The organism is Pseudomonas sp. GW821-FHT05D12 (genome assembly GCF_059419825.1).
On the sequence record NZ_JBWKSN010000009.1, the window covers coordinates 239,108 to 255,901 of the forward strand.

The 16,794-nt window shown below is 62.5% G+C and carries 19 protein-coding genes; 16 read left to right on the forward strand and 3 right to left on the reverse strand.

What is annotated here, in order from left to right; genetic code table 11:
* The 14 genes from AC07SI_RS18730 (at window position 1) to hemN (ending at window position 12,731) form a co-directional block, all read left to right on the forward strand.
* Complete coding sequence (locus tag AC07SI_RS18730; protein ID WP_065909612.1) at window positions 1-201, forward strand: cbb3-type cytochrome oxidase subunit 3; 201 nt, start codon at window positions 1-3, stop codon at window positions 199-201.
* Window positions 198-1,112, forward strand: coding sequence for a cytochrome-c oxidase, cbb3-type subunit III (gene ccoP / locus AC07SI_RS18735; RefSeq protein WP_065909608.1), 915 nt, complete (start codon window positions 198-200; stop codon window positions 1,110-1,112). The genes AC07SI_RS18730 and ccoP (AC07SI_RS18735) overlap by 4 nt, the downstream gene beginning before the upstream one ends.
* 431 nt (window positions 1,113-1,543) lie before the next feature.
* The gene (ccoN, locus tag AC07SI_RS18740; RefSeq protein WP_065909606.1) at window positions 1,544-2,986 is read left to right on the forward strand and encodes a cytochrome-c oxidase, cbb3-type subunit I; all 1,443 of its coding nucleotides are present in this window, start codon (window positions 1,544-1,546) and stop codon (window positions 2,984-2,986) included.
* On the forward strand, window positions 2,986-3,594 hold the full coding sequence (gene ccoO, locus AC07SI_RS18745; protein WP_003193167.1) for a cytochrome-c oxidase, cbb3-type subunit II: 609 nt from the start codon (window positions 2,986-2,988) through the stop codon (window positions 3,592-3,594). Before ccoN ends, ccoO begins: the two co-directional genes overlap by 1 nt.
* A 5-nt stretch (window positions 3,595-3,599) precedes the next feature.
* Window positions 3,600-3,785: a CcoQ/FixQ family Cbb3-type cytochrome c oxidase assembly chaperone gene (locus AC07SI_RS18750; RefSeq protein WP_005790274.1), complete on the forward strand. Its 186-nt coding sequence runs from the start codon at window positions 3,600-3,602 to the stop codon at window positions 3,783-3,785.
* A complete protein-coding gene (gene ccoP / locus AC07SI_RS18755) occupies window positions 3,782-4,759 on the forward strand; it encodes a cytochrome-c oxidase, cbb3-type subunit III (protein ID WP_065909604.1) in 978 nt (325 codons plus the stop codon). The genes AC07SI_RS18750 and ccoP (AC07SI_RS18755) overlap by 4 nt, the downstream gene beginning before the upstream one ends.
* 159 nt (window positions 4,760-4,918) lie before the next feature.
* A complete protein-coding gene (locus tag AC07SI_RS18760; protein WP_106802986.1) occupies window positions 4,919-5,173 on the forward strand; it encodes a type II toxin-antitoxin system Phd/YefM family antitoxin in 255 nt (84 codons plus the stop codon).
* On the forward strand, window positions 5,174-5,584 hold the full coding sequence (locus AC07SI_RS18765) for a type II toxin-antitoxin system VapC family toxin (RefSeq protein ID WP_065909602.1): 411 nt from the start codon (window positions 5,174-5,176) through the stop codon (window positions 5,582-5,584). It abuts the gene before it with no gap.
* Between the two features lie 207 nt (window positions 5,585-5,791).
* On the forward strand, window positions 5,792-7,207 hold the full coding sequence (ccoG, locus tag AC07SI_RS18770; RefSeq protein ID WP_065909601.1) for a cytochrome c oxidase accessory protein CcoG: 1,416 nt from the start codon (window positions 5,792-5,794) through the stop codon (window positions 7,205-7,207).
* A 15-nt stretch (window positions 7,208-7,222) separates the two neighbouring features.
* Window positions 7,223-7,762 carry a FixH family protein gene (locus tag AC07SI_RS18775; protein ID WP_106802984.1) on the forward strand — a complete coding sequence of 180 codons (540 nt, stop codon included), beginning with the start codon at window positions 7,223-7,225 and terminating at the stop codon, window positions 7,760-7,762.
* 115 nt (window positions 7,763-7,877) lie between these two features.
* Window positions 7,878-10,328, forward strand: a complete 2,451-nt coding sequence (locus AC07SI_RS18780; RefSeq protein ID WP_495006250.1) for a heavy metal translocating P-type ATPase — start codon at window positions 7,878-7,880, stop codon at window positions 10,326-10,328.
* Between the two features lie 22 nt (window positions 10,329-10,350).
* The gene (ccoS, locus tag AC07SI_RS18785; protein WP_065909596.1) at window positions 10,351-10,569 is read left to right on the forward strand and encodes a cbb3-type cytochrome oxidase assembly protein CcoS; all 219 of its coding nucleotides are present in this window, start codon (window positions 10,351-10,353) and stop codon (window positions 10,567-10,569) included.
* Window positions 10,562-11,245, forward strand: a complete 684-nt coding sequence (locus AC07SI_RS18790) for a sulfite exporter TauE/SafE family protein (RefSeq protein WP_315416255.1) — start codon at window positions 10,562-10,564, stop codon at window positions 11,243-11,245. The genes ccoS and AC07SI_RS18790 overlap by 8 nt, the downstream gene beginning before the upstream one ends.
* A gap of 103 nt (window positions 11,246-11,348) precedes the next feature.
* Window positions 11,349-12,731, forward strand: a complete 1,383-nt coding sequence (hemN, locus tag AC07SI_RS18795; protein WP_495006251.1) for an oxygen-independent coproporphyrinogen III oxidase — start codon at window positions 11,349-11,351, stop codon at window positions 12,729-12,731.
* 7 nt (window positions 12,732-12,738) lie between these two features.
* Here the strand turns inward: hemN and AC07SI_RS18800 are convergent, their stop codons facing one another.
* Entirely contained in the window at window positions 12,739-13,203 is a 465-nt protein-coding gene (locus tag AC07SI_RS18800; protein ID WP_201145692.1) for a hypothetical protein, read from the reverse strand.
* A 153-nt stretch (window positions 13,204-13,356) separates the two neighbouring features.
* Here AC07SI_RS18800 and fnr point away from each other — a divergent pair, with 153 nt between their 5' ends.
* Window positions 13,357-14,091, forward strand: coding sequence for a fumarate/nitrate reduction transcriptional regulator Fnr (gene fnr, locus AC07SI_RS18805; RefSeq protein ID WP_065909589.1), 735 nt, complete (start codon window positions 13,357-13,359; stop codon window positions 14,089-14,091).
* An 81-nt stretch (window positions 14,092-14,172) separates the two neighbouring features.
* Window positions 14,173-14,721 carry an adenine phosphoribosyltransferase gene (locus AC07SI_RS18810; RefSeq protein ID WP_495006252.1) on the forward strand — a complete coding sequence of 183 codons (549 nt, stop codon included), beginning with the start codon at window positions 14,173-14,175 and terminating at the stop codon, window positions 14,719-14,721.
* A gap of 86 nt (window positions 14,722-14,807) precedes the next feature.
* Here the strand turns inward: AC07SI_RS18810 and AC07SI_RS18815 are convergent, their stop codons facing one another.
* Window positions 14,808-15,956, reverse strand: coding sequence for an acyl-CoA dehydrogenase family protein (locus AC07SI_RS18815; RefSeq protein ID WP_495006253.1), 1,149 nt, complete (start codon window positions 15,954-15,956; stop codon window positions 14,808-14,810).
* Window positions 15,957-16,155: 199 nt separating this feature from the next.
* A complete protein-coding gene (recR, locus tag AC07SI_RS18820) occupies window positions 16,156-16,758 on the reverse strand; it encodes a recombination mediator RecR (RefSeq protein WP_015885312.1) in 603 nt (200 codons plus the stop codon).
* Window positions 16,759-16,794 lie beyond the last annotated feature (36 nt).

Sequence of the window (16,794 nt, forward strand, 5' to 3'; positions counted from 1 at the left end):
ATGGGATTTGAATTCGATGCAGGCACCATCCGCGGCCTCGGCACGCTGGTGGTCGCCATCGCCTTTATCGGCTTGTCGCTGTGGGTGTTCAACAACCGGCGCAATGCGGAATTCGAGCAGGCGCGCCTGCTGCCCTTCGCCGATGAACCCACTCCATCCGACGCTCAAGAAGAGCCTGCAACAAGGAGCAACCGGCCATGACCCTATTCTGGAGTACATGGATCTGCGTACTGACCCTCGGCAGCCTGATCGGCCTGACCTGGCTGTTGATCGGCACCCGCAAGGGCGAGACCAAGGGCAGCGTCGACCAGACGATGGGCCACGCCTTCGATGGCATCGAGGAATACGACAACCCGCTGCCCCAGTGGTGGTTCATGCTGTTCGCCGGCACCCTGGTGTTTGCCGTCGGCTACTTGATCCTCTACCCGGGCCTGGGCAACTGGAAAGGTGTGCTGCCGGGCTATGAAGACGGCTGGACCCAGACCAAGGAATGGGACAAGGAAATGGCCAGGGCCGACGCCAAGTTCGGGCCGATCTTCGCCAAATTCTCGGCCATGCCGCTGGAAGAGGTCGCCAAGGACCCGCAGGCGCTGAAGATGGGCGCACGCCTGTTCGCCTCCAACTGCGCGGTGTGCCACGGCTCGGATGCCAAGGGCGCGTTCGGCTTCCCGAACCTGGCCGACAACATCTGGCGCTGGGGCGGTTCGGCCGAGGCGATCAAGACCACCATCCTCAACGGCCGCCACGCGGCGATGCCGGCCTGGGGCGACATGCTGGGTGACGAGGGGGTGAAAAACGTCGCCGCCTATGTGCGTCACGACCTGGCCAAGCTGCCCTTGCCGGCCGACAGCAGCGCCGACCTCGCCGCAGGCCAAACCGCGTTCAACACCACCTGTGTCGCCTGCCACGGACCGCAAGGCCACGGCATGGAAGCGATGGGCGCACCTGACCTGACCAAACCGGCCGGCTATATCTACGGCACCAGCCTCGCGCAGTTGCAGCAGACCATCCGTCACGGCCGTCAGGGCCAGATGCCGGCACAGGAAGTGCTGCAGGGCAATGACAAGGTGCACCTGCTGGCGGCATACGTGTATAGCCTGTCCCATCAATAGCAGGCGGTGAGCGGGAAGCTTCAAGCTTCAAGCTTCAAGCGTCAGGCTGCAAGAGAAGAGTTCCCAACTTGGATCTTGCAGCCGTTTTTTCCTGCGGCATGCAACTTGCCGCTTATGGCTGCCGCTCTGCGTCAGTTCGTCACACCCTTCCAAAGCACCACTTTCCCCCCCTGCCAATCGGGTCTACGCTTCCTTGCACAGTGGACCGGTTCAGAGCGTACGGCGTTGCCCGCTGCGGCCTGTGAAAATTCTTGTCCACTCGATCAGCTTTCGATTTCGGATTTTGTCCCTACGCAAAACATGGAAAGGGCGCAGAATCTGGCGTGGAACGCATTGATACAGGTCAGTCATTGCGTTGCAATGGCCCCTCGCTTTCTACATACTTGCGGCCGATTTTACCTATAAAAAAACCTAAACCGTGGAACCTTAGAATGAGCACAGCAATCAGTCCGACTGCTTATAACTATAAGGTAGTCCGCCAGTTCGCCATCATGACGGTGGTCTGGGGGATCCTTGGCATGGGGCTCGGGGTGTTCATCGCCTCGCAACTGGTCTGGCCGGAATTGAATTTCGGCTTGCCCTGGACGACCTTCGGCCGCCTGCGCCCGCTGCACACCAACCTGGTGATTTTCGCCTTCGGCGGATGTGCATTGTTTGCCACCTCCTACTATGTCGTGCAGCGCACCTGCCAGACGCGACTGATCTCCGACAGTCTCGCGGCCTTCACCTTCTGGGGTTGGCAAGCGGTCATCGTCAGCGCCATCGTCACCCTGCCGCTGGGCTACACCACCACCAAGGAATACGCCGAGCTGGAATGGCCGATCGCGATCCTGCTCGCCATCGTCTGGGTGACCTATGCGGTGGTGTTCTTCGGCACCATCGTCAAGCGCAAGACCAAGCACATCTATGTCGGTAACTGGTTCTACGGTGCCTTCATCCTGGTCACGGCGATGCTGCACATCGTCAACCACGCTTCGTTGCCGGTGAACCTGTTCAAGTCCTACTCGGCCTACGCCGGGGCGACGGATGCGATGATCCAGTGGTGGTACGGCCACAACGCCGTGGGTTTCTTCCTGACCACCGGTTTCCTCGGGATGATGTACTACTTCGTGCCGAAACAGGCCGAACGTCCTATTTACTCGTACCGCCTGTCCATCGTGCACTTCTGGGCACTGATCACCCTGTACATCTGGGCCGGCCCGCACCACCTGCACTACACCGCGCTGCCGGACTGGGCCCAGTCGCTGGGCATGGCAATGTCGATCATCCTCCTGGCCCCGAGCTGGGGCGGCATGATCAACGGCATGATGACCCTGTCGGGCGCCTGGCATAAGTTGCGCACCGACCCGATCCTGCGTTTTCTCGTGGTCTCGCTGGCGTTCTACGGCATGTCGACCTTCGAAGGGCCGATGATGGCGATCAAGACCGTCAACTCGCTCTCCCACTACACCGACTGGACCATCGGCCACGTTCATGCCGGCGCCCTCGGCTGGGTGGCGATGATCTCCATCGGCGCGCTGTACCACATGATCCCGAAACTGTTCGGCCGTGCGCAGATGCACAGCGTCGGGCTGATCAACACGCACTTCTGGCTGGCCACCATCGGCACCGTGCTCTACATCGCCTCGATGTGGGTCAACGGCATCACCCAGGGCCTGATGTGGCGTGCGATCAACGATGACGGCACCCTCACCTACTCCTTCGTCGAAGCGCTGCAAGCCAGCCACCCGGGCTACATCGTCCGCGCCCTGGGCGGTACGTTCTTTGCCGCCGGCATGCTGTTCATGGCCTACAACGTCTGGCGCACCGTGCGTGCCTCCGACCCTGCAGAAGCCGAAGCCGCCGCCAAGATCGCCGTTGTGGGAGCCCACTGATGAAGCATGAAGTAGTCGAGAAGAATATCGGCCTGCTGGCCTTCTTCATGGTCATCGCCGTGAGCATCGGCGGCCTGACCCAGATCGTCCCGCTGTTTTTCCAGGACGTGACCAACAAGCCGGTCGAAGGCATGAAGCCGCGCACCGCGCTTGAACTGGAAGGCCGCGACGTCTACATCGCCAACGGCTGTGTCGGCTGCCACTCGCAGATGATCCGCCCGTTCCGCGCCGAGACCGAACGCTACGGCCACTACTCGGTTGCCGGCGAAAGCGTGTGGGACCACCCGTTCCTGTGGGGTTCCAAGCGCACCGGCCCGGACCTGGCCCGTGTCGGCGGGCGTTACTCCGATGACTGGCAACGTGCGCACTTGTACAACCCGCGCAACGTGGTGCCTGAGTCGAAAATGCCGGCGTACCCGTTCCTCGTGGAAAACAAGCTCGACGGCAAGGACACCGCGAAGAAGATGGAAGTCTTGCGCACCCTGGGCGTGCCCTACACCGACGAAGACATCGCCGGTGCCGCTGCAGCCGTGAAGGGCAAGACTGAAATGGACGCATTGGTGGCCTACCTGCAAGGCCTTGGCACCATCATCAAAAGCAAACGGTGACCTACATGGATATCGGGATGATTCGAGGCCTGGGCACCGTTGTAGTGATGGTGGCCTTTGTCGGCCTGGCGCTGTGGGTGTTCAGCCCGCGACGCAAGTCGGAGTTTGACGACGCGACCATGCTGCCCTTTGCGGATGATCCCGAAGCCATCAAGCACGTCGAGCAAGCTTCTAGGAGTAACAAAGAATGACTACGTTCTGGAGTCTGTACGTCACAGTCCTCAGTCTGGGTACCATCTTCGCCCTGACCTGGCTGCTGCTGTCGACCCGCAAGGGCCAGCGCGCCGAGCAGACCGACGAGACCGTCGGCCACTCGTTCGACGGCATCGAGGAGTACGACAACCCGCTGCCCAAGTGGTGGTTCATGCTGTTCGTCGGCACCATCATTTTCGCCCTCGGTTACCTGGCGCTCTACCCCGGCCTGGGCAACTGGAAAGGACTGCTGCCGGGCTACAACTACCTCGACAACGACAAGCAAACCCCCTTCGCCAACGGCCAGACCGGCTGGACCGGCGTGCACGAATGGGAAAAGGAAATGGCCAGGTCGGACGCCAAGTTCGGGCCGATCTTCGCCAAATTCGCGTCGATGCCAATTGAGGAAGTCGCCAAGGACCCACAGGCCCTGAAGATGGGTGGCCGCCTGTTCGCCTCCAACTGCTCGGTCTGCCACGGCTCCGACGCCAAGGGTGCCTATGGCTTCCCCAACCTGACCGACGCCGACTGGCGCTGGGGTGGCGAGCCGGCCACCATCAAGGAAACCATCATGAAGGGCCGCCATGCAGTGATGCCGGCCTGGCTGGATATCCTCAAGGAACAGGGCGTGGCCGATGTGGCTGCCTTCGTCGTCACCAACCTCGATGGGCGCAAGCTGCCGGAAGGCACCAAGGCTGACGTGGCCAACGGCGAAAAACTCTTCGCCGCCAACTGCGTGGCCTGCCATGGCCCGGCCGGCAAAGGCACCCCCGCTATGGGCGCACCCGACCTGACTCACCCGGGCGCGTTCATCTACGGCTCGAGCTTCGCGCAACTGCAGCAGACCATCCGCTGGGGCCGCCAGGGCCAGATGCCTGCGCAGGAGCAACTGCAGGGCAACGACAAGGTGCACCTGCTCGCGGCGTATGTGTACAGCTTGTCCCATGGGGACAAGAAGACTGAAGAGCAGTAAGCCTTAGTCATGACAAAGCCCCGAATCACGGGGCTTTGTTTTTTCTGGTTGCTGCCATTTCAACGGCTGAATGCTCAACCGCTCGTAACATCGAGCTTGTCTCCTGCCGCCACAAAGTAGTAACGTAACTACATTCAATCTACCGAAGGGGGGATGCCCATGACTATCACCACCATTTCCAGTCGGGAATTCAACCAAGACACAAGCGGTGCCAAAAAAGCCGCCCGTCAGGGACCGGTTTTTATCACTGATCGCGGCAAGCCAGCCCATGTACTGCTAAGCATTGAGGACTACCAGAAACTGACAGGTCTGAATGTCGACATCGTTGACCTGTTGGTGATGCCGGAAGCGGCCGAAATCGACTTTGAAACCGAACGTGCCGTGGTCACTCACCGCCCCGTGGACCTCTCTTGAATGTACCTACTCGACACCAACGTAATCTCTGAACTTCGTAAACCTCAGGCTGACGCAAGAGTGGTCGCCTGGGCAAAAAGCGTTATCGCCCCACGCATGTTTATCTCAGCAATTACGCTGAAAGAATTGGAAACCGGCGTACTGCGGATGGAGCGCCGAGACCCGGCCCAGGGGAAAGTGCTGCGTACGTGGCTCAAACGTCATGTAATGCCAGCGTTCGATGCCAGAATATTGCCTGTTGATGCCGCCGTTGCGCTGCGTTGCGCCCATCTACAGGTGCCGGACCAAGCTAACGAAAGTGACGCATTGATTGCTGCAACTGCGCTGGTGCATGGGCTCACCGTGGTGACGCGTAACATCAGCGACTTCAAGTCAAGTGGTGTTGCCCTGATCAATCCGTGGGACGAATGACCTGCTCACCGGCAAAAACCGTCCATACTTCTCAAGTCAATTGATCCAGGTCACGTACACCATCAATTGATTTCCCCCAACGCGACCAAAGGTCGCACCCTTTGCGTACTGTCGGGGGCGTATCATTAGGCCACTGCAACACCCTTAATTTGACCCCGGTTGGCACGTACTGGCCGAGGCAAATCTCCACCGCCGTGGGATGCAATGATGAGCAACCAGATACCGGTACATGACGTTACCCCGCCTGCCAAAAACGCCAGTCAATCCGTCGACCTTTATGCGTCGCGAGAGAAAATCTACACCCGCGCCTTCACCGGCCTGTTCCGCAACTTGCGCATGCTCGGTGGCGCCGGCCTGTTCCTGCTCTACTTCGGCACGGTGTGGCTGAACTGGGGCGGACACCAGGCAGTGTGGTGGAACCTGCCGGAGCGCAAGTTCTTCATTTTTGGCGCAACCTTCTGGCCCCAGGACTTCATCCTGCTCTCGGGCATCCTCATCGTGGCGGCGTTTGGCCTGTTCTTCATCACGGTGTACGCCGGCCGCGTGTGGTGTGGGTATACCTGCCCGCAAAGCGTGTGGACGTGGATCTTCATGTGGTGCGAAAAAGTCACCGAAGGCGACCGCAACCAGCGCATCAAGCTCGATAAAGCGCCCATGGGCATCAACAAGTTCCTGCGCAAATTCAGCAAGCACACCCTGTGGCTGTTGATCGGGTTTGTCACGGGCATGACCTTTGTCGGCTACTTCTCGCCGATCCGCGAACTGGTGTTCGACTTCTTCACCGGCCAGGCCGATGGCTGGTCGTATTTCTGGGTCGGGTTCTTCACCCTCGCCACCTACGGCAATGCCGGCTGGCTGCGCGAACAGGTGTGTATCTACATGTGCCCGTATGCGCGCTTCCAGAGCGTGATGTTCGACAAGGACACCCTGATCGTCTCCTATGACCCCCGCCGTGGCGAAGTGCGTGGCCCGCGTAAAAAGGGTGTCGACTACAAGGCCCAGGGCCTCGGCGATTGCATCGACTGCACGATGTGCGTGCAGGTCTGCCCCACCGGCATCGACATCCGCGACGGCCTGCAAATCGAGTGCATCGGTTGCGCCGCCTGCATCGATGCCTGCGACAACATCATGGACAAGATGGAGTACCCGCGCGGCCTGATCAGCTACACCACCGAGCACAACCTGTCCGGGCAGAAGACCCACAAATTGCGCCCGCGCCTGATCGGTTACGCGCTGGTGTTGCTGGCGATGATAGGGCTGCTGGTCGGGGCATTTTTCATGCGCTCGCTGGTGGGTTTCGACGTCAGCAAAGACCGCGTGCTGTACCGCGAAAATGCCGAGGGCCGGATCGAAAACGTCTACAGCCTGAAGATCATGAACAAGGACCAGCGCGACCACACCTACGTGCTCGACGCCGCCGGCCTGCCGGATCTCAAGCTGCAGGGCCGGCGCGAAATCAAGGTGGCCGCCGGCGATATCGTCAGCATGCCGGTGGAGTTGTCGAGTGCACCGGAGCAGTTGCCGTCGAGCACCAACGAGGTGACCTTCATCCTGCGCGATGCCGATGACACCAGCGTCCAGATCGAAGCCAAGAGCCGATTCATCGGCCCACAAGTCCGTTAAACAGAGAGCATGAGAATGTCCGTAGCTACTGCCGCAAGCCCCTGGTACAAGCACCTCTGGCCCTGGATCATCATTGGGATCCTGGCCTGCTCGGTGACCTTGACCTTGTCCATGGTGACCATCGCGGTGAACAACCCGGACAACCTGGTCAACGACAACTACTACGAGGCCGGCAAAGGCATCAACCGCTCTCTGGACCGCGAACTGCTGGCCCAGACCCTGCAACTGCGCGCCAAGGTGCACCTGGACGAACTGACCGGCGAAGTCGACGTGCACCTGACCGGCAACAGCAACCCGGCGACCCTGGAACTGAACCTGATCTCCCCGACCCAGCCGGAGAAGGATCGCAAGATCAACCTGGCCCGCAGCGACAGCGAAGCCGGCCGCTACATCGGCCAGGTCACCGACAAAGTCGAAGGCCGTCGTTTCGTCGAGTTGCTCGGCGTGGAAGGCGACCGCACCTGGCGCATGTTCGAAGAAGAACAGGTCAGCCACGACAAGGACTTGCTGCTGGGTGATGAGCCACTGCAGGGTGCCGAAGACCTGAAAAAATAATCCACCTGCGCTTCGCGCATCGTCGGCAAGCCGGCGCCTGCAGGCCTGACGCGTTACCCTGCAGGAGCCGGCTTGCCGGCGATGCGGCCCTCCCAGCCGGCTAGAATCCCTACCCATGACCAGCCCAACCCCCTGCTACCACTGCGCCCTCCCCGTCCCGCCCGGCAGCCGCTTCACGGCGGTGATCCTCGGCGAGCGCCGCGAGCTGTGCTGCCCCGGCTGCCAGGCCGTGGCCGAAGCCATCGTGGCCGGGGGCCTGGAAAGCTATTACCAGCACCGCAGCGAAGCCTCGGCCAACCCCGAGGCGCTGCCCGTGCAACTGGTCGACGAACTGGCGCTGTATGACCGCGCCGACGTGCAAAAACCCTTCGTGCGCCACGACGGCGATCTCGCCGAAGCGACACTGCTGATGGAAGGCATCAGTTGCGCCGCCTGTGGCTGGCTGATCGAAAAACACCTGCGCAGCCTGCCCCCCGTCGCCGAGGCGCGGCTGAACCTGTCCAACCATCGCCTGCAGGTGCGCTGGGCCGATGGCCAGTTGCCGTTGAGCCAACTGCTCAGCGAACTGCGCCATATCGGCTACGCCGCGCACCCGTATCAGGCCGACCGTGCCGCCGAGCAATTGGCCGGCGAAAACCGCCTGGCCCTGCGCCAATTGGGCGTGGCCGGCTTGCTGTGGTTCCAGGCAATGATGGCGACCATGGCCACCTGGCCGGAATTCAATATCGACCTGAGCCCCGAGCTGCACGTGATCCTGCGTTGGGTGGCGATGTTTCTGACAACACCCATCGTGTTCTACAGCTGCGCGCCGTTTTTCAAAGGCGCCCTGCGCGATCTGCGCACCCGCCACCTGACCATGGATGTGTCGGTCTCCCTGGCGATTGGCGGGGCCTATCTGGCCGGTATCTGGACGGCGATCACCGGGGTCGGCGAGTTGTACTTCGACGCCGTCGGCATGTTCGCCCTGTTCCTGCTCGCCGGGCGTTACCTGGAGCGCCGCGCACGCGAGCGGACGGCGGCGGCCACCGCGCAATTGGTCAACCTGCTGCCGGCCTCGTGCCTGCGCCTCAAGGGGGATGGCCAGAGCGAGCGCATCCTCTTGAGCGAACTGGCGGTGGGCGACCGGGTTCTGGTGCATCCTGGCGCGGTACTGCCTGCGGACGGGGTGATCCTCGACGGTCAATCGAGCATCGATGAATCGCTGCTCACCGGCGAATACCTGCCGCAACCGCGGCGCGCGGGCGATGCGGTGACTGCCGGCACCCTGAATGTCGAGGGCGCCCTGAAGGTCGAGGTGCGGGCCTTGGGCCATGACACGCGCCTGTCCGCCATCGTGCGCCTGCTGGAGCGGGCCCAGGCCGAGAAACCGCGCCTGGCGCAGATCGCCGACCGCGCCGCGCAGTGGTTCCTGTTGTGCTCGCTGATCGCCGCGGCGGTGATCGGCCTGGTGTGGTGGGAGCTGGATGCGTCGCGGGCGTTCTGGATCGTGCTGGCGATGCTGGTTGCGACCTGCCCGTGCGCGCTGTCCCTGGCCACGCCGACCGCCCTCACCGCCGCCACCGGCACCCTGCACAAACTCGGCCTGCTGCTGACCCGGGGCCACGTGCTCGAAGGCTTGAACCAGATCGACACGGTGATTTTCGACAAGACCGGCACCCTCACTGAAGGCCGCCTGGCACTCAAAGCCATCCGCACCTTGGGCGCCACCAGCAGCGACTTGTGCCTGGCCCTCGCCGCCGCCCTCGAAAACCGCTCCGAGCACCCGATTGCCCGCGCGTTTGGCCGTGCGCCCATGGCCGCCGATGAAGTGCTGAGTTTCCCTGGGCTCGGCTTGGAAGGCCGCGTCGGTGAACGCCTGCTGCGCATCGGCCAGCCGGGGTTTGTCTGCGAGCTCAGTGGCTGCCCGATGCCGGCCTCGCCGAACGAAGCCGGCCAATGGCTGCTGCTCGGTGACCGTGACGGCGCCCTCGCCTGGTTCGTGCTGGACGACCGCCTGCGCAGCGACGCACCCGCGTTGCTGGCCGCGTGCAAGGCGCGTGGCTGGCGCACGCTGCTGCTGTCGGGGGACACCTCGCCGATGGTCGCGAGTGTCGCCGCTGAGCTGGGCATCGACGAAGCCCACGGCGGCCTTCGTCCCGACGACAAACTGCAGGTGTTGCAACGCTTGCACCAGCAAGGCCGCACGGTGTTGATGCTCGGCGATGGCGTCAACGATGTGCCGGTGCTCGCCGCTGCCGATATCAGCGTGGCCATGGGCTCGGCCACTGATCTGGCCAAGACCAGCGCCGATGCGGTGCTGCTGTCCAACCGCCTCGACGCGCTGGTGCAAGCCTTCAGCCTGGCGCGGCGTACCCGCCGGGTAATCATTGAGAACCTGCTGTGGGCCGGGCTGTACAATGGCCTGATGCTGCCGTTTGCCGCCCTCGGTTGGATCACCCCGATCTGGGCGGCGATCGGCATGTCCCTCAGTTCGTTGACCGTGGTGCTCAACGCCCTGCGCCTGACTCGCCTGCCGAGCGCGCCGGCCCACAGCGCCCCCTCAGTAACCCGCCCGCTGCCGGCTTGAGCCGCGCGGGCATGGAGTGCAGATGCCAGCTCTATACGTGATGATCCCGGCGGCGCTGCTGTTAGTCGGTGTCGCTATCTACATCTTCTTCTGGGCGGTGGACAGCGGCCAGTACGATGACCTCGACGGCCCGGCCCACAGCGTGCTGTTCGACGATCAGGACCCCAACCACCTGGCCGCCATCGACGAAGCCAACGGCCCCGAGCAGCCGCCCGCGCCCAAAGATCCGCCCCATGCTTGAACTCGCGCCGCTGCTGGTCTCCGCGCTGATTCTCGGCCTGCTGGGCGGCGGCCACTGCCTGGGCATGTGCGGCGGGTTGATGGGCGCGCTGACCCTGGCGATTCCCAAGGAGCAACGCAGCCGCCGCTTTCGCCTGCTGCTGGCGTACAACCTGGGGCGCATCCTCAGCTATGCCACGGCGGGATTGTTGATCGGCCTGGCCGGCTGGGCCGTGGCCAACAGCCCGGCGGCGATGTTCATGCGTGTAATCGCCGGGTTGCTGTTGATCAGCATGGGGTTGTACCTGGCCGGCTGGTGGAGCGGCCTGACGCGCATCGAAAGCCTCGGACGCGGCCTGTGGCGCTATATACAGCCGGTGGCGAACCGTTTGCTGCCGGTGTCCAGCCTGCCCCGCGCATTGCTGCTGGGCGCGCTGTGGGGCTGGTTGCCGTGCGGGTTGGTCTACAGCACCCTACTGTGGGCGGCGAGCCAGGGCAATGCGCTGGACAGCGCGTTGCTGATGCTGGCATTCGGCTTGGGCACCTGGCCAGTGCTGCTGGCCACCGGCCTGGCAGCGGAGCGGGTCACGGCATTATTGCGCAAACGCAGTGTGCGCATGGCCGGCGGCTTGTTGGTGATCCTGTTCGGGGTCTGGACATTGCCCGGTCCGCATCAGCACTGGCTAATGGGCCATTAAAAGGCCATGTGGCATAGCGCCGCTCCCCGTTGATGCAAATCAACATGCCCTCCAGGTCACGCCCCTAGACTCGGCCCACTAGCCTATCCGGGGGAACGCCCGCATGCTCGACGCCATTCGTTGGGACACCGATCTGATTCACCGCTACGACCTGGCGGGACCGCGCTACACGTCCTACCCCACCGCCGTACAATTCGACAGCCAGGTCGGCACTTTCGACCTGCTCCACGCCCTGCGCGACAGCCGCAAGGCGGTGCGCCCGCTGTCGCTGTATGTGCATGTGCCGTTCTGCGCGAACATTTGCTACTACTGCGCCTGCAACAAGGTGATCACCAAGGACCGTGGCCGCGCCCAGGCGTACCTGCAGCGCTTGGAGCAGGAGATCCAACTGGTCGCCTGCCACCTCGACCCCAAGCAGCCGGTGGAACAACTGCACCTGGGCGGCGGCACGCCGACCTTTCTCAGCCACGACGAACTGCGCCAGGTCATGGGCAGCCTGCGCCAGCACTTCAATCTGCTAGACGATGACTCCGGCGACTACGGCATCGAGATCGACCCGCGCGAGGCCGACTGGGCGACCATGGGCCTGCTGCGCGAACTGGGCTTCAACCGCGTCAGCATCGGCGTGCAGGACCTCGACCCGGACGTGCAGCGCGCGGTGAACCGCCTGCAAAGCCTGGAAGAGACCCGCGCGGTGATCGATGCGGCGCGCACCCTGCAGTTTCGCTCAATCAATATCGACCTGATCTACGGCCTGCCCAAGCAGACGCCGATCAATTTCGCGCGCACCGTGGAGGAAGTGATCAGGCTGCAACCGGACCGCCTGTCGGTATTCAACTATGCCCACCTGCCTGAGCGCTTCATGCCCCAGCGGCGGATCAACACCGACGAACTGCCATCACCGGCGTCCAAATTGCTGATGCTGCAAACCACCATCGAACAACTGACCCAGGCCGGCTATCGCTACATCGGCATGGACCACTTCGCCCTGCCGGACGACGAACTCGCCGTCGCCCAGGAAGAAGGCAGCCTGCAGCGCAACTTCCAGGGCTACACCACCCATGGGCATTGCGACCTGATCGGGCTCGGCGTGTCCGCCATCAGCCAGATCGGTGACCTGTACTGCCAGAACACCAGCGACCTCAATGGCTACCAGAACACCCTCGCCGGCGCTCAACTGGCCACCAGCCGTGGCTTGCTGTGCACCACCGATGATCGGCTGCGACGCGAGGTGATTCAGCAATTGATCTGCAATTTCAGCCTGGCCTTCGATCGGGTCGAGCAGGCTTTCAACATTGATTTTCGCGGGTATTTTGACGACATCTGGCCCCAACTCGAGACCATGGCGCAGGACGGCCTGATCGAACTGGACGCGCAGGGCATCCGTGTGCTGCCGGCTGGCAGGCTGTTGGTACGCTCAGTGTGCATGGTGTTCGATGCCTATCTGGAACATCAGAACAGGCAGCGATTCTCGCGGGTGATCTGAGCGGGCGCTACTTCGATGCCAGGCTCATGGCTTGCATCTGCGCGTCAGCTGGCTCGTCCTTCAAGGCCTTGCCCAGTTGCATCTGGGCCATCGTCAGGCCGCTTTGCAAGGCCGCCAGCGAGGCCTGCAGGTTGCCCACCCGCGCCTGGCGCGCCTCGGGAGTCAAGGAGTTATCCGCCGAAGCCGCCGCGATTTCGGCCATCTTGTCGGCAATCTGCTTCTTCAGCTCACGAATCATTTTCAGCAGTTGCTTGATGCTGTCCTTCAGGTTGCTGTCGTCGATGTCCTTGTTGGAATCGGCTTTGGCAGCCTGGAAACCGGCACTGGAAATCTTCACCGCCACACCCTCGACCGCCTTGGTTTCAGCAGCAGGCGCGGGGGCTTCGGCCTTTTCATCGGCCCCTGCAGCAGGTTTCGTGTCCGGCACGATCGGCAGGCGGATGGCAGGGTTGTTGGCAGCGATAACGGACATGTTCTGAGCTCCGGCTCATGGAGGTACACCACTGTATCGACCCTGTTACAAAAACCTTTATACCGTTGCCGGTTTTTTGTACAGGCTGGCCTCGGCGCCCCCCAGTGCGTTACCCTTACGTCTTATGTGTGTTTTCCCACAAGGATTTAAGAAATGTCCGAGCCAGTTAAACTGCGCGCTCACAGCCAGGCTCATTGCAAGGATTGCAGCCTGGCCCCCCTCTGCCTGCCACTTTCGCTGAATCTGGAAGACATGGATGCGCTGGACGAGATCGTTAAACGCGGTCGCCCACTGAAAAAAGGCGAGTTTCTGTTTCGCCAGGGCGACAAGTTCGACTCCGTCTATGCAGTACGGTCGGGCGCCCTGAAGACGTTCAGCCTGAGCGACGGCGGCGAGGAACAGATCACCGGTTTCCACCTGCCCAGCGAACTGGTCGGCTTGTCGGGCATGGACACCGAGATCCACCCGGTGTCGGCCCAGGCGCTGGAGACGACGTCGGTGTGCGAAATTCCCTTCGAGCGTCTCGACGAACTGGCCCTGCAGTTACCGCAACTGCGCCGCCAGTTGATGCGCGTGATGAGCCGCGAGATTCGCGACGACCAGCAAATGATGCTGCTGTTGTCGAAGAAAACCGCCGACGAGCGGATCGCCACATTTCTGGTCAACCTCTCGGCACGTTTTCGCGCCAGGGGTTTCTCGGCCAACCAGTTCCGCCTGAGCATGTCGCGCAATGAAATCGGCAACTACCTGGGTCTCGCCGTGGAAACCGTGTCCCGCGTGTTTACCCGCTTCCAGCAGAACGAGCTGATCGCCGCCGAAGGCAAGGAAGTGCATATCCTCGATCCGATCCAGCTGTGCGCACTCGCCGGTGGCTCCCTGGAGACCTGAGGCAGACGCCTGCGGCCGCGCCAATTGGCAAGGCCGCAGGTATACTTGGCGTCCGTTTTCCACGCCCAGGACTCTGCGCCGATGACCTTCGATTCGTTCGACATCAAATCCCTGATCCGTCCCGTCATCGACTTCCCCAAGCCTGGGGTGATCTTTCGTGACATCACGCCCTTGTTCCAATCGCCCAAGGCCCTGCGCCTGGTGGCCGACACCTTTGCTCACCGTTACGTCGAGGCCGACTTCAGCCATATCGGCGCGATGGATGCGCGGGGCTTCCTGATCGGTTCGATCATCGCCTATCAACTGAACAAACCGCTGATCCTGTTCCGCAAGCAGGGCAAGCTGCCGGCTGACGTCCTGGCCGAGGGTTACCAGACGGAATACGGCGAAGCGTTCCTGGAAGTCCACGCCGACAGCCTCTGCGAGGGCGACTCGGTACTGATGTTCGATGACCTGATCGCCACCGGTGGCACCCTGATTGCGGCGGCCAACCTGGTGCGGCGCATGGGGGCGAAGATCTTCGAAGCGGCGGCGATCATCGACCTGCCGGAGCTGGGTGGGTCGCAACGCCTGGAAGACATGGGTATCCCGACCTTCTGCCTGACGCGGTTCGCGTTGGACGAACGTTAATCGCTGCCTGCACCGGCCTCATCGCGGGCAAGCCCGGCTCCCACCTTGGCAGGCGCCAGCGATAGCGCTCGACAGAGCACCCAGGATCACAACCCCATCTGCTTGCTGATGATCTCATTCATCACCTCGCGGGTGTCCCCGCCGATGGACAGGATGCGGTTGTCGCGGTACAGCCGCTCCACCAGGTTGCCGCGCATGTAGCCCTGGCCGCCGAGGATTTGCACAGCGTCATAGGTGACGCGGTCGGCGGTGTCGGTGGCGAGGTTCTTGGCCATGGAGATTTCCTTGATCACACTTTTGCCGGCCGCCATCTTCGCCGCCTGGCGGTAGGTGAACTCGCGGGACACCTCCACAGCGGTAGCCATTTCCGCCAGGCGATGCTTGAGCACCTGGAACTTGCCGATGGGTTTGCCGAATGCTTCGCGCTGGGAAGCCCACTTGAGGCTTTCCTCCAGCGCCATCTGCGCAGTCATGTTGGCCATCAATGCCAGCGCCAGGCGTTCGCTCTGAAAGTTGCCCATGATGCAGGCAAAGCCCATGTTCTCGGCGCCAATCAGGTTGCCTACGGGCACGCGGCAATCGTCGAAGAATAATTCAGCGGTGTCCGACGCCCACCAGCCCATTTTCTTCAGGGGCTGGCCAACGGTGAAACCGGCGGTGTTTTTCTCGATCAGCAGCAGGCTGATACCGGCAAAGCCCGGCCCGCCGGTGCGTACGGCAACGGTGTAGAAGTCGGCACGGCTGCCGCTGGTGATAAAGGTCTTGCTGCCGCTGACGCGGTAATGCTCGCCCTCCCGAATGGCCCGGGTCTGCAGGCTGGCCACATCGGAGCCGCCGCCCGGCTCGGTCACCGCCAGGGCGATGATCTTCTCGCCCGACAGCACCTGCGGCGCCACCCGGTCGCGCACCGACGGCAGCGCCCATTTGACTATCGGCGGCAAGCCGATATCCAACGACCCCAAGCCCGCCACCACCCCGCCGGAACCGCAGCGCATCAGTTCCTCACTGGCGGCCACCTTGGCGAACAGGTCTCCTTCATGGCTACCGCCGAGGGCCTCGGGATAACCAATCCCCAGGATTCCCGCCGCACCGGCCTTGAGGTACAGCTCACGGGGAAAGCTGTGGGCCTCCTCCCATTGCTCGATGTCCGGCAGCATTTCGCGCTCGACAAAACGGCGCACGCTGTCGCGGACCAATTGGTGGCTGGGGTCGAAGTAGACCTGGTAGGCAGACATCGGCAAGCTCCACGGTGAGGTGGAGCGAACTTACCAAGCGCTTGCTTGGTTATCAAGTTATGCGCACATTCTGCTGACAATACAAAACCACTGTGGGAGCGGGCTTGCTCGCGAAAGCAGTGGAACAGTCAGTGCATTTGGCACTGACAGACCGCTTTCGCGAGCAAGCCCGCTCCCACATTTTGAGCTGCGGTGTTTTTTACAGCGCGATCGGCTTGCGACCTGCGAACGAGTGAGCCAGCGTCCCGCCATCCACCAGCTCCAGCTCGCCACCCAGCGGCACGCCGTGGGCGATGCGCGAGGTGATCAGGCCTTTGTTGGTCAACAGCTGCGCGATGTAATGCGCCGTCGCTTCACCTTCCACCGTAGGGTTGGTGGCCAGGATCACCTCGGTAAAGGTGCCCTGCTCTTCAATGCGCGCCACCAGTTGCGGAATGCCGATGGCCTCCGGGCCCAGGCCGTCCAGCGGCGACAGATGGCCCTTGAGCACAAAGTAGCGCCCGCGATAGCCGGTCTGTTCCACCGCGTACACATCCATCGGCCCTTCCACCACGCACAACAGGGTGTCGTCGCGGCGCGGGTCGGCGCATTGCGGGCAAAGTTCTTCCTCAGTGAGGGTGCGGCACTGGCGGCAATGGCCCACGCCAGTCATGGCCTGGCTCAGGGCCTGGGCCAGCCGGGTGCCGCCGCTGCGGTCACGCTCCAGCAGCTGCAGCGCCATGCGTTGGGCGGTTTTCTGGCCAACGCCCGGCAATGTGCGCAGGGCGTCGATCAGTTGGCGAATCAGAGGGCTGAAGCTCATGGGGCAATGGTCCGACAAAACAACGAGACGCGGTTT

What these genes read in the sequence shown, in the direction of transcription:
- AC07SI_RS18730 (WP_065909612.1), top strand. Translation starts at nt 1, where the DNA reads ATGGGATTTGAATTCGATGCAGGCACCATCCGCGGCCTCGGCACGCTG.
- ccoP (WP_065909608.1), top strand. Translation starts at nt 198, where the DNA reads ATGACCCTATTCTGGAGTACATGGATCTGCGTACTGACCCTCGGCAGC.
- ccoN (WP_065909606.1), top strand. Translation starts at nt 1,544, where the DNA reads ATGAGCACAGCAATCAGTCCGACTGCTTATAACTATAAGGTAGTCCGC.
- ccoO (WP_003193167.1), top strand. Translation starts at nt 2,986, where the DNA reads ATGAAGCATGAAGTAGTCGAGAAGAATATCGGCCTGCTGGCCTTCTTC.
- AC07SI_RS18750 (WP_005790274.1), top strand. Translation starts at nt 3,600, where the DNA reads ATGGATATCGGGATGATTCGAGGCCTGGGCACCGTTGTAGTGATGGTG.
- ccoP (WP_065909604.1), top strand. Translation starts at nt 3,782, where the DNA reads ATGACTACGTTCTGGAGTCTGTACGTCACAGTCCTCAGTCTGGGTACC.
- AC07SI_RS18760 (WP_106802986.1), top strand. Translation starts at nt 4,919, where the DNA reads ATGACTATCACCACCATTTCCAGTCGGGAATTCAACCAAGACACAAGC.
- AC07SI_RS18765 (WP_065909602.1), top strand. Translation starts at nt 5,174, where the DNA reads ATGTACCTACTCGACACCAACGTAATCTCTGAACTTCGTAAACCTCAG.
- ccoG (WP_065909601.1), top strand. Translation starts at nt 5,792, where the DNA reads ATGAGCAACCAGATACCGGTACATGACGTTACCCCGCCTGCCAAAAAC.
- AC07SI_RS18775 (WP_106802984.1), top strand. Translation starts at nt 7,223, where the DNA reads ATGTCCGTAGCTACTGCCGCAAGCCCCTGGTACAAGCACCTCTGGCCC.
- AC07SI_RS18780 (WP_495006250.1), top strand. Translation starts at nt 7,878, where the DNA reads ATGACCAGCCCAACCCCCTGCTACCACTGCGCCCTCCCCGTCCCGCCC.
- ccoS (WP_065909596.1), top strand. Translation starts at nt 10,351, where the DNA reads ATGCCAGCTCTATACGTGATGATCCCGGCGGCGCTGCTGTTAGTCGGT.
- AC07SI_RS18790 (WP_315416255.1), top strand. Translation starts at nt 10,562, where the DNA reads ATGCTTGAACTCGCGCCGCTGCTGGTCTCCGCGCTGATTCTCGGCCTG.
- hemN (WP_495006251.1), top strand. Translation starts at nt 11,349, where the DNA reads ATGCTCGACGCCATTCGTTGGGACACCGATCTGATTCACCGCTACGAC.
- AC07SI_RS18800 (WP_201145692.1), bottom strand. Translation starts at nt 13,203, where the DNA reads ATGTCCGTTATCGCTGCCAACAACCCTGCCATCCGCCTGCCGATCGTG.
- fnr (WP_065909589.1), top strand. Translation starts at nt 13,357, where the DNA reads ATGTCCGAGCCAGTTAAACTGCGCGCTCACAGCCAGGCTCATTGCAAG.
- AC07SI_RS18810 (WP_495006252.1), top strand. Translation starts at nt 14,173, where the DNA reads ATGACCTTCGATTCGTTCGACATCAAATCCCTGATCCGTCCCGTCATC.
- AC07SI_RS18815 (WP_495006253.1), bottom strand. Translation starts at nt 15,956, where the DNA reads ATGTCTGCCTACCAGGTCTACTTCGACCCCAGCCACCAATTGGTCCGC.
- recR (WP_015885312.1), bottom strand. Translation starts at nt 16,758, where the DNA reads ATGAGCTTCAGCCCTCTGATTCGCCAACTGATCGACGCCCTGCGCACA.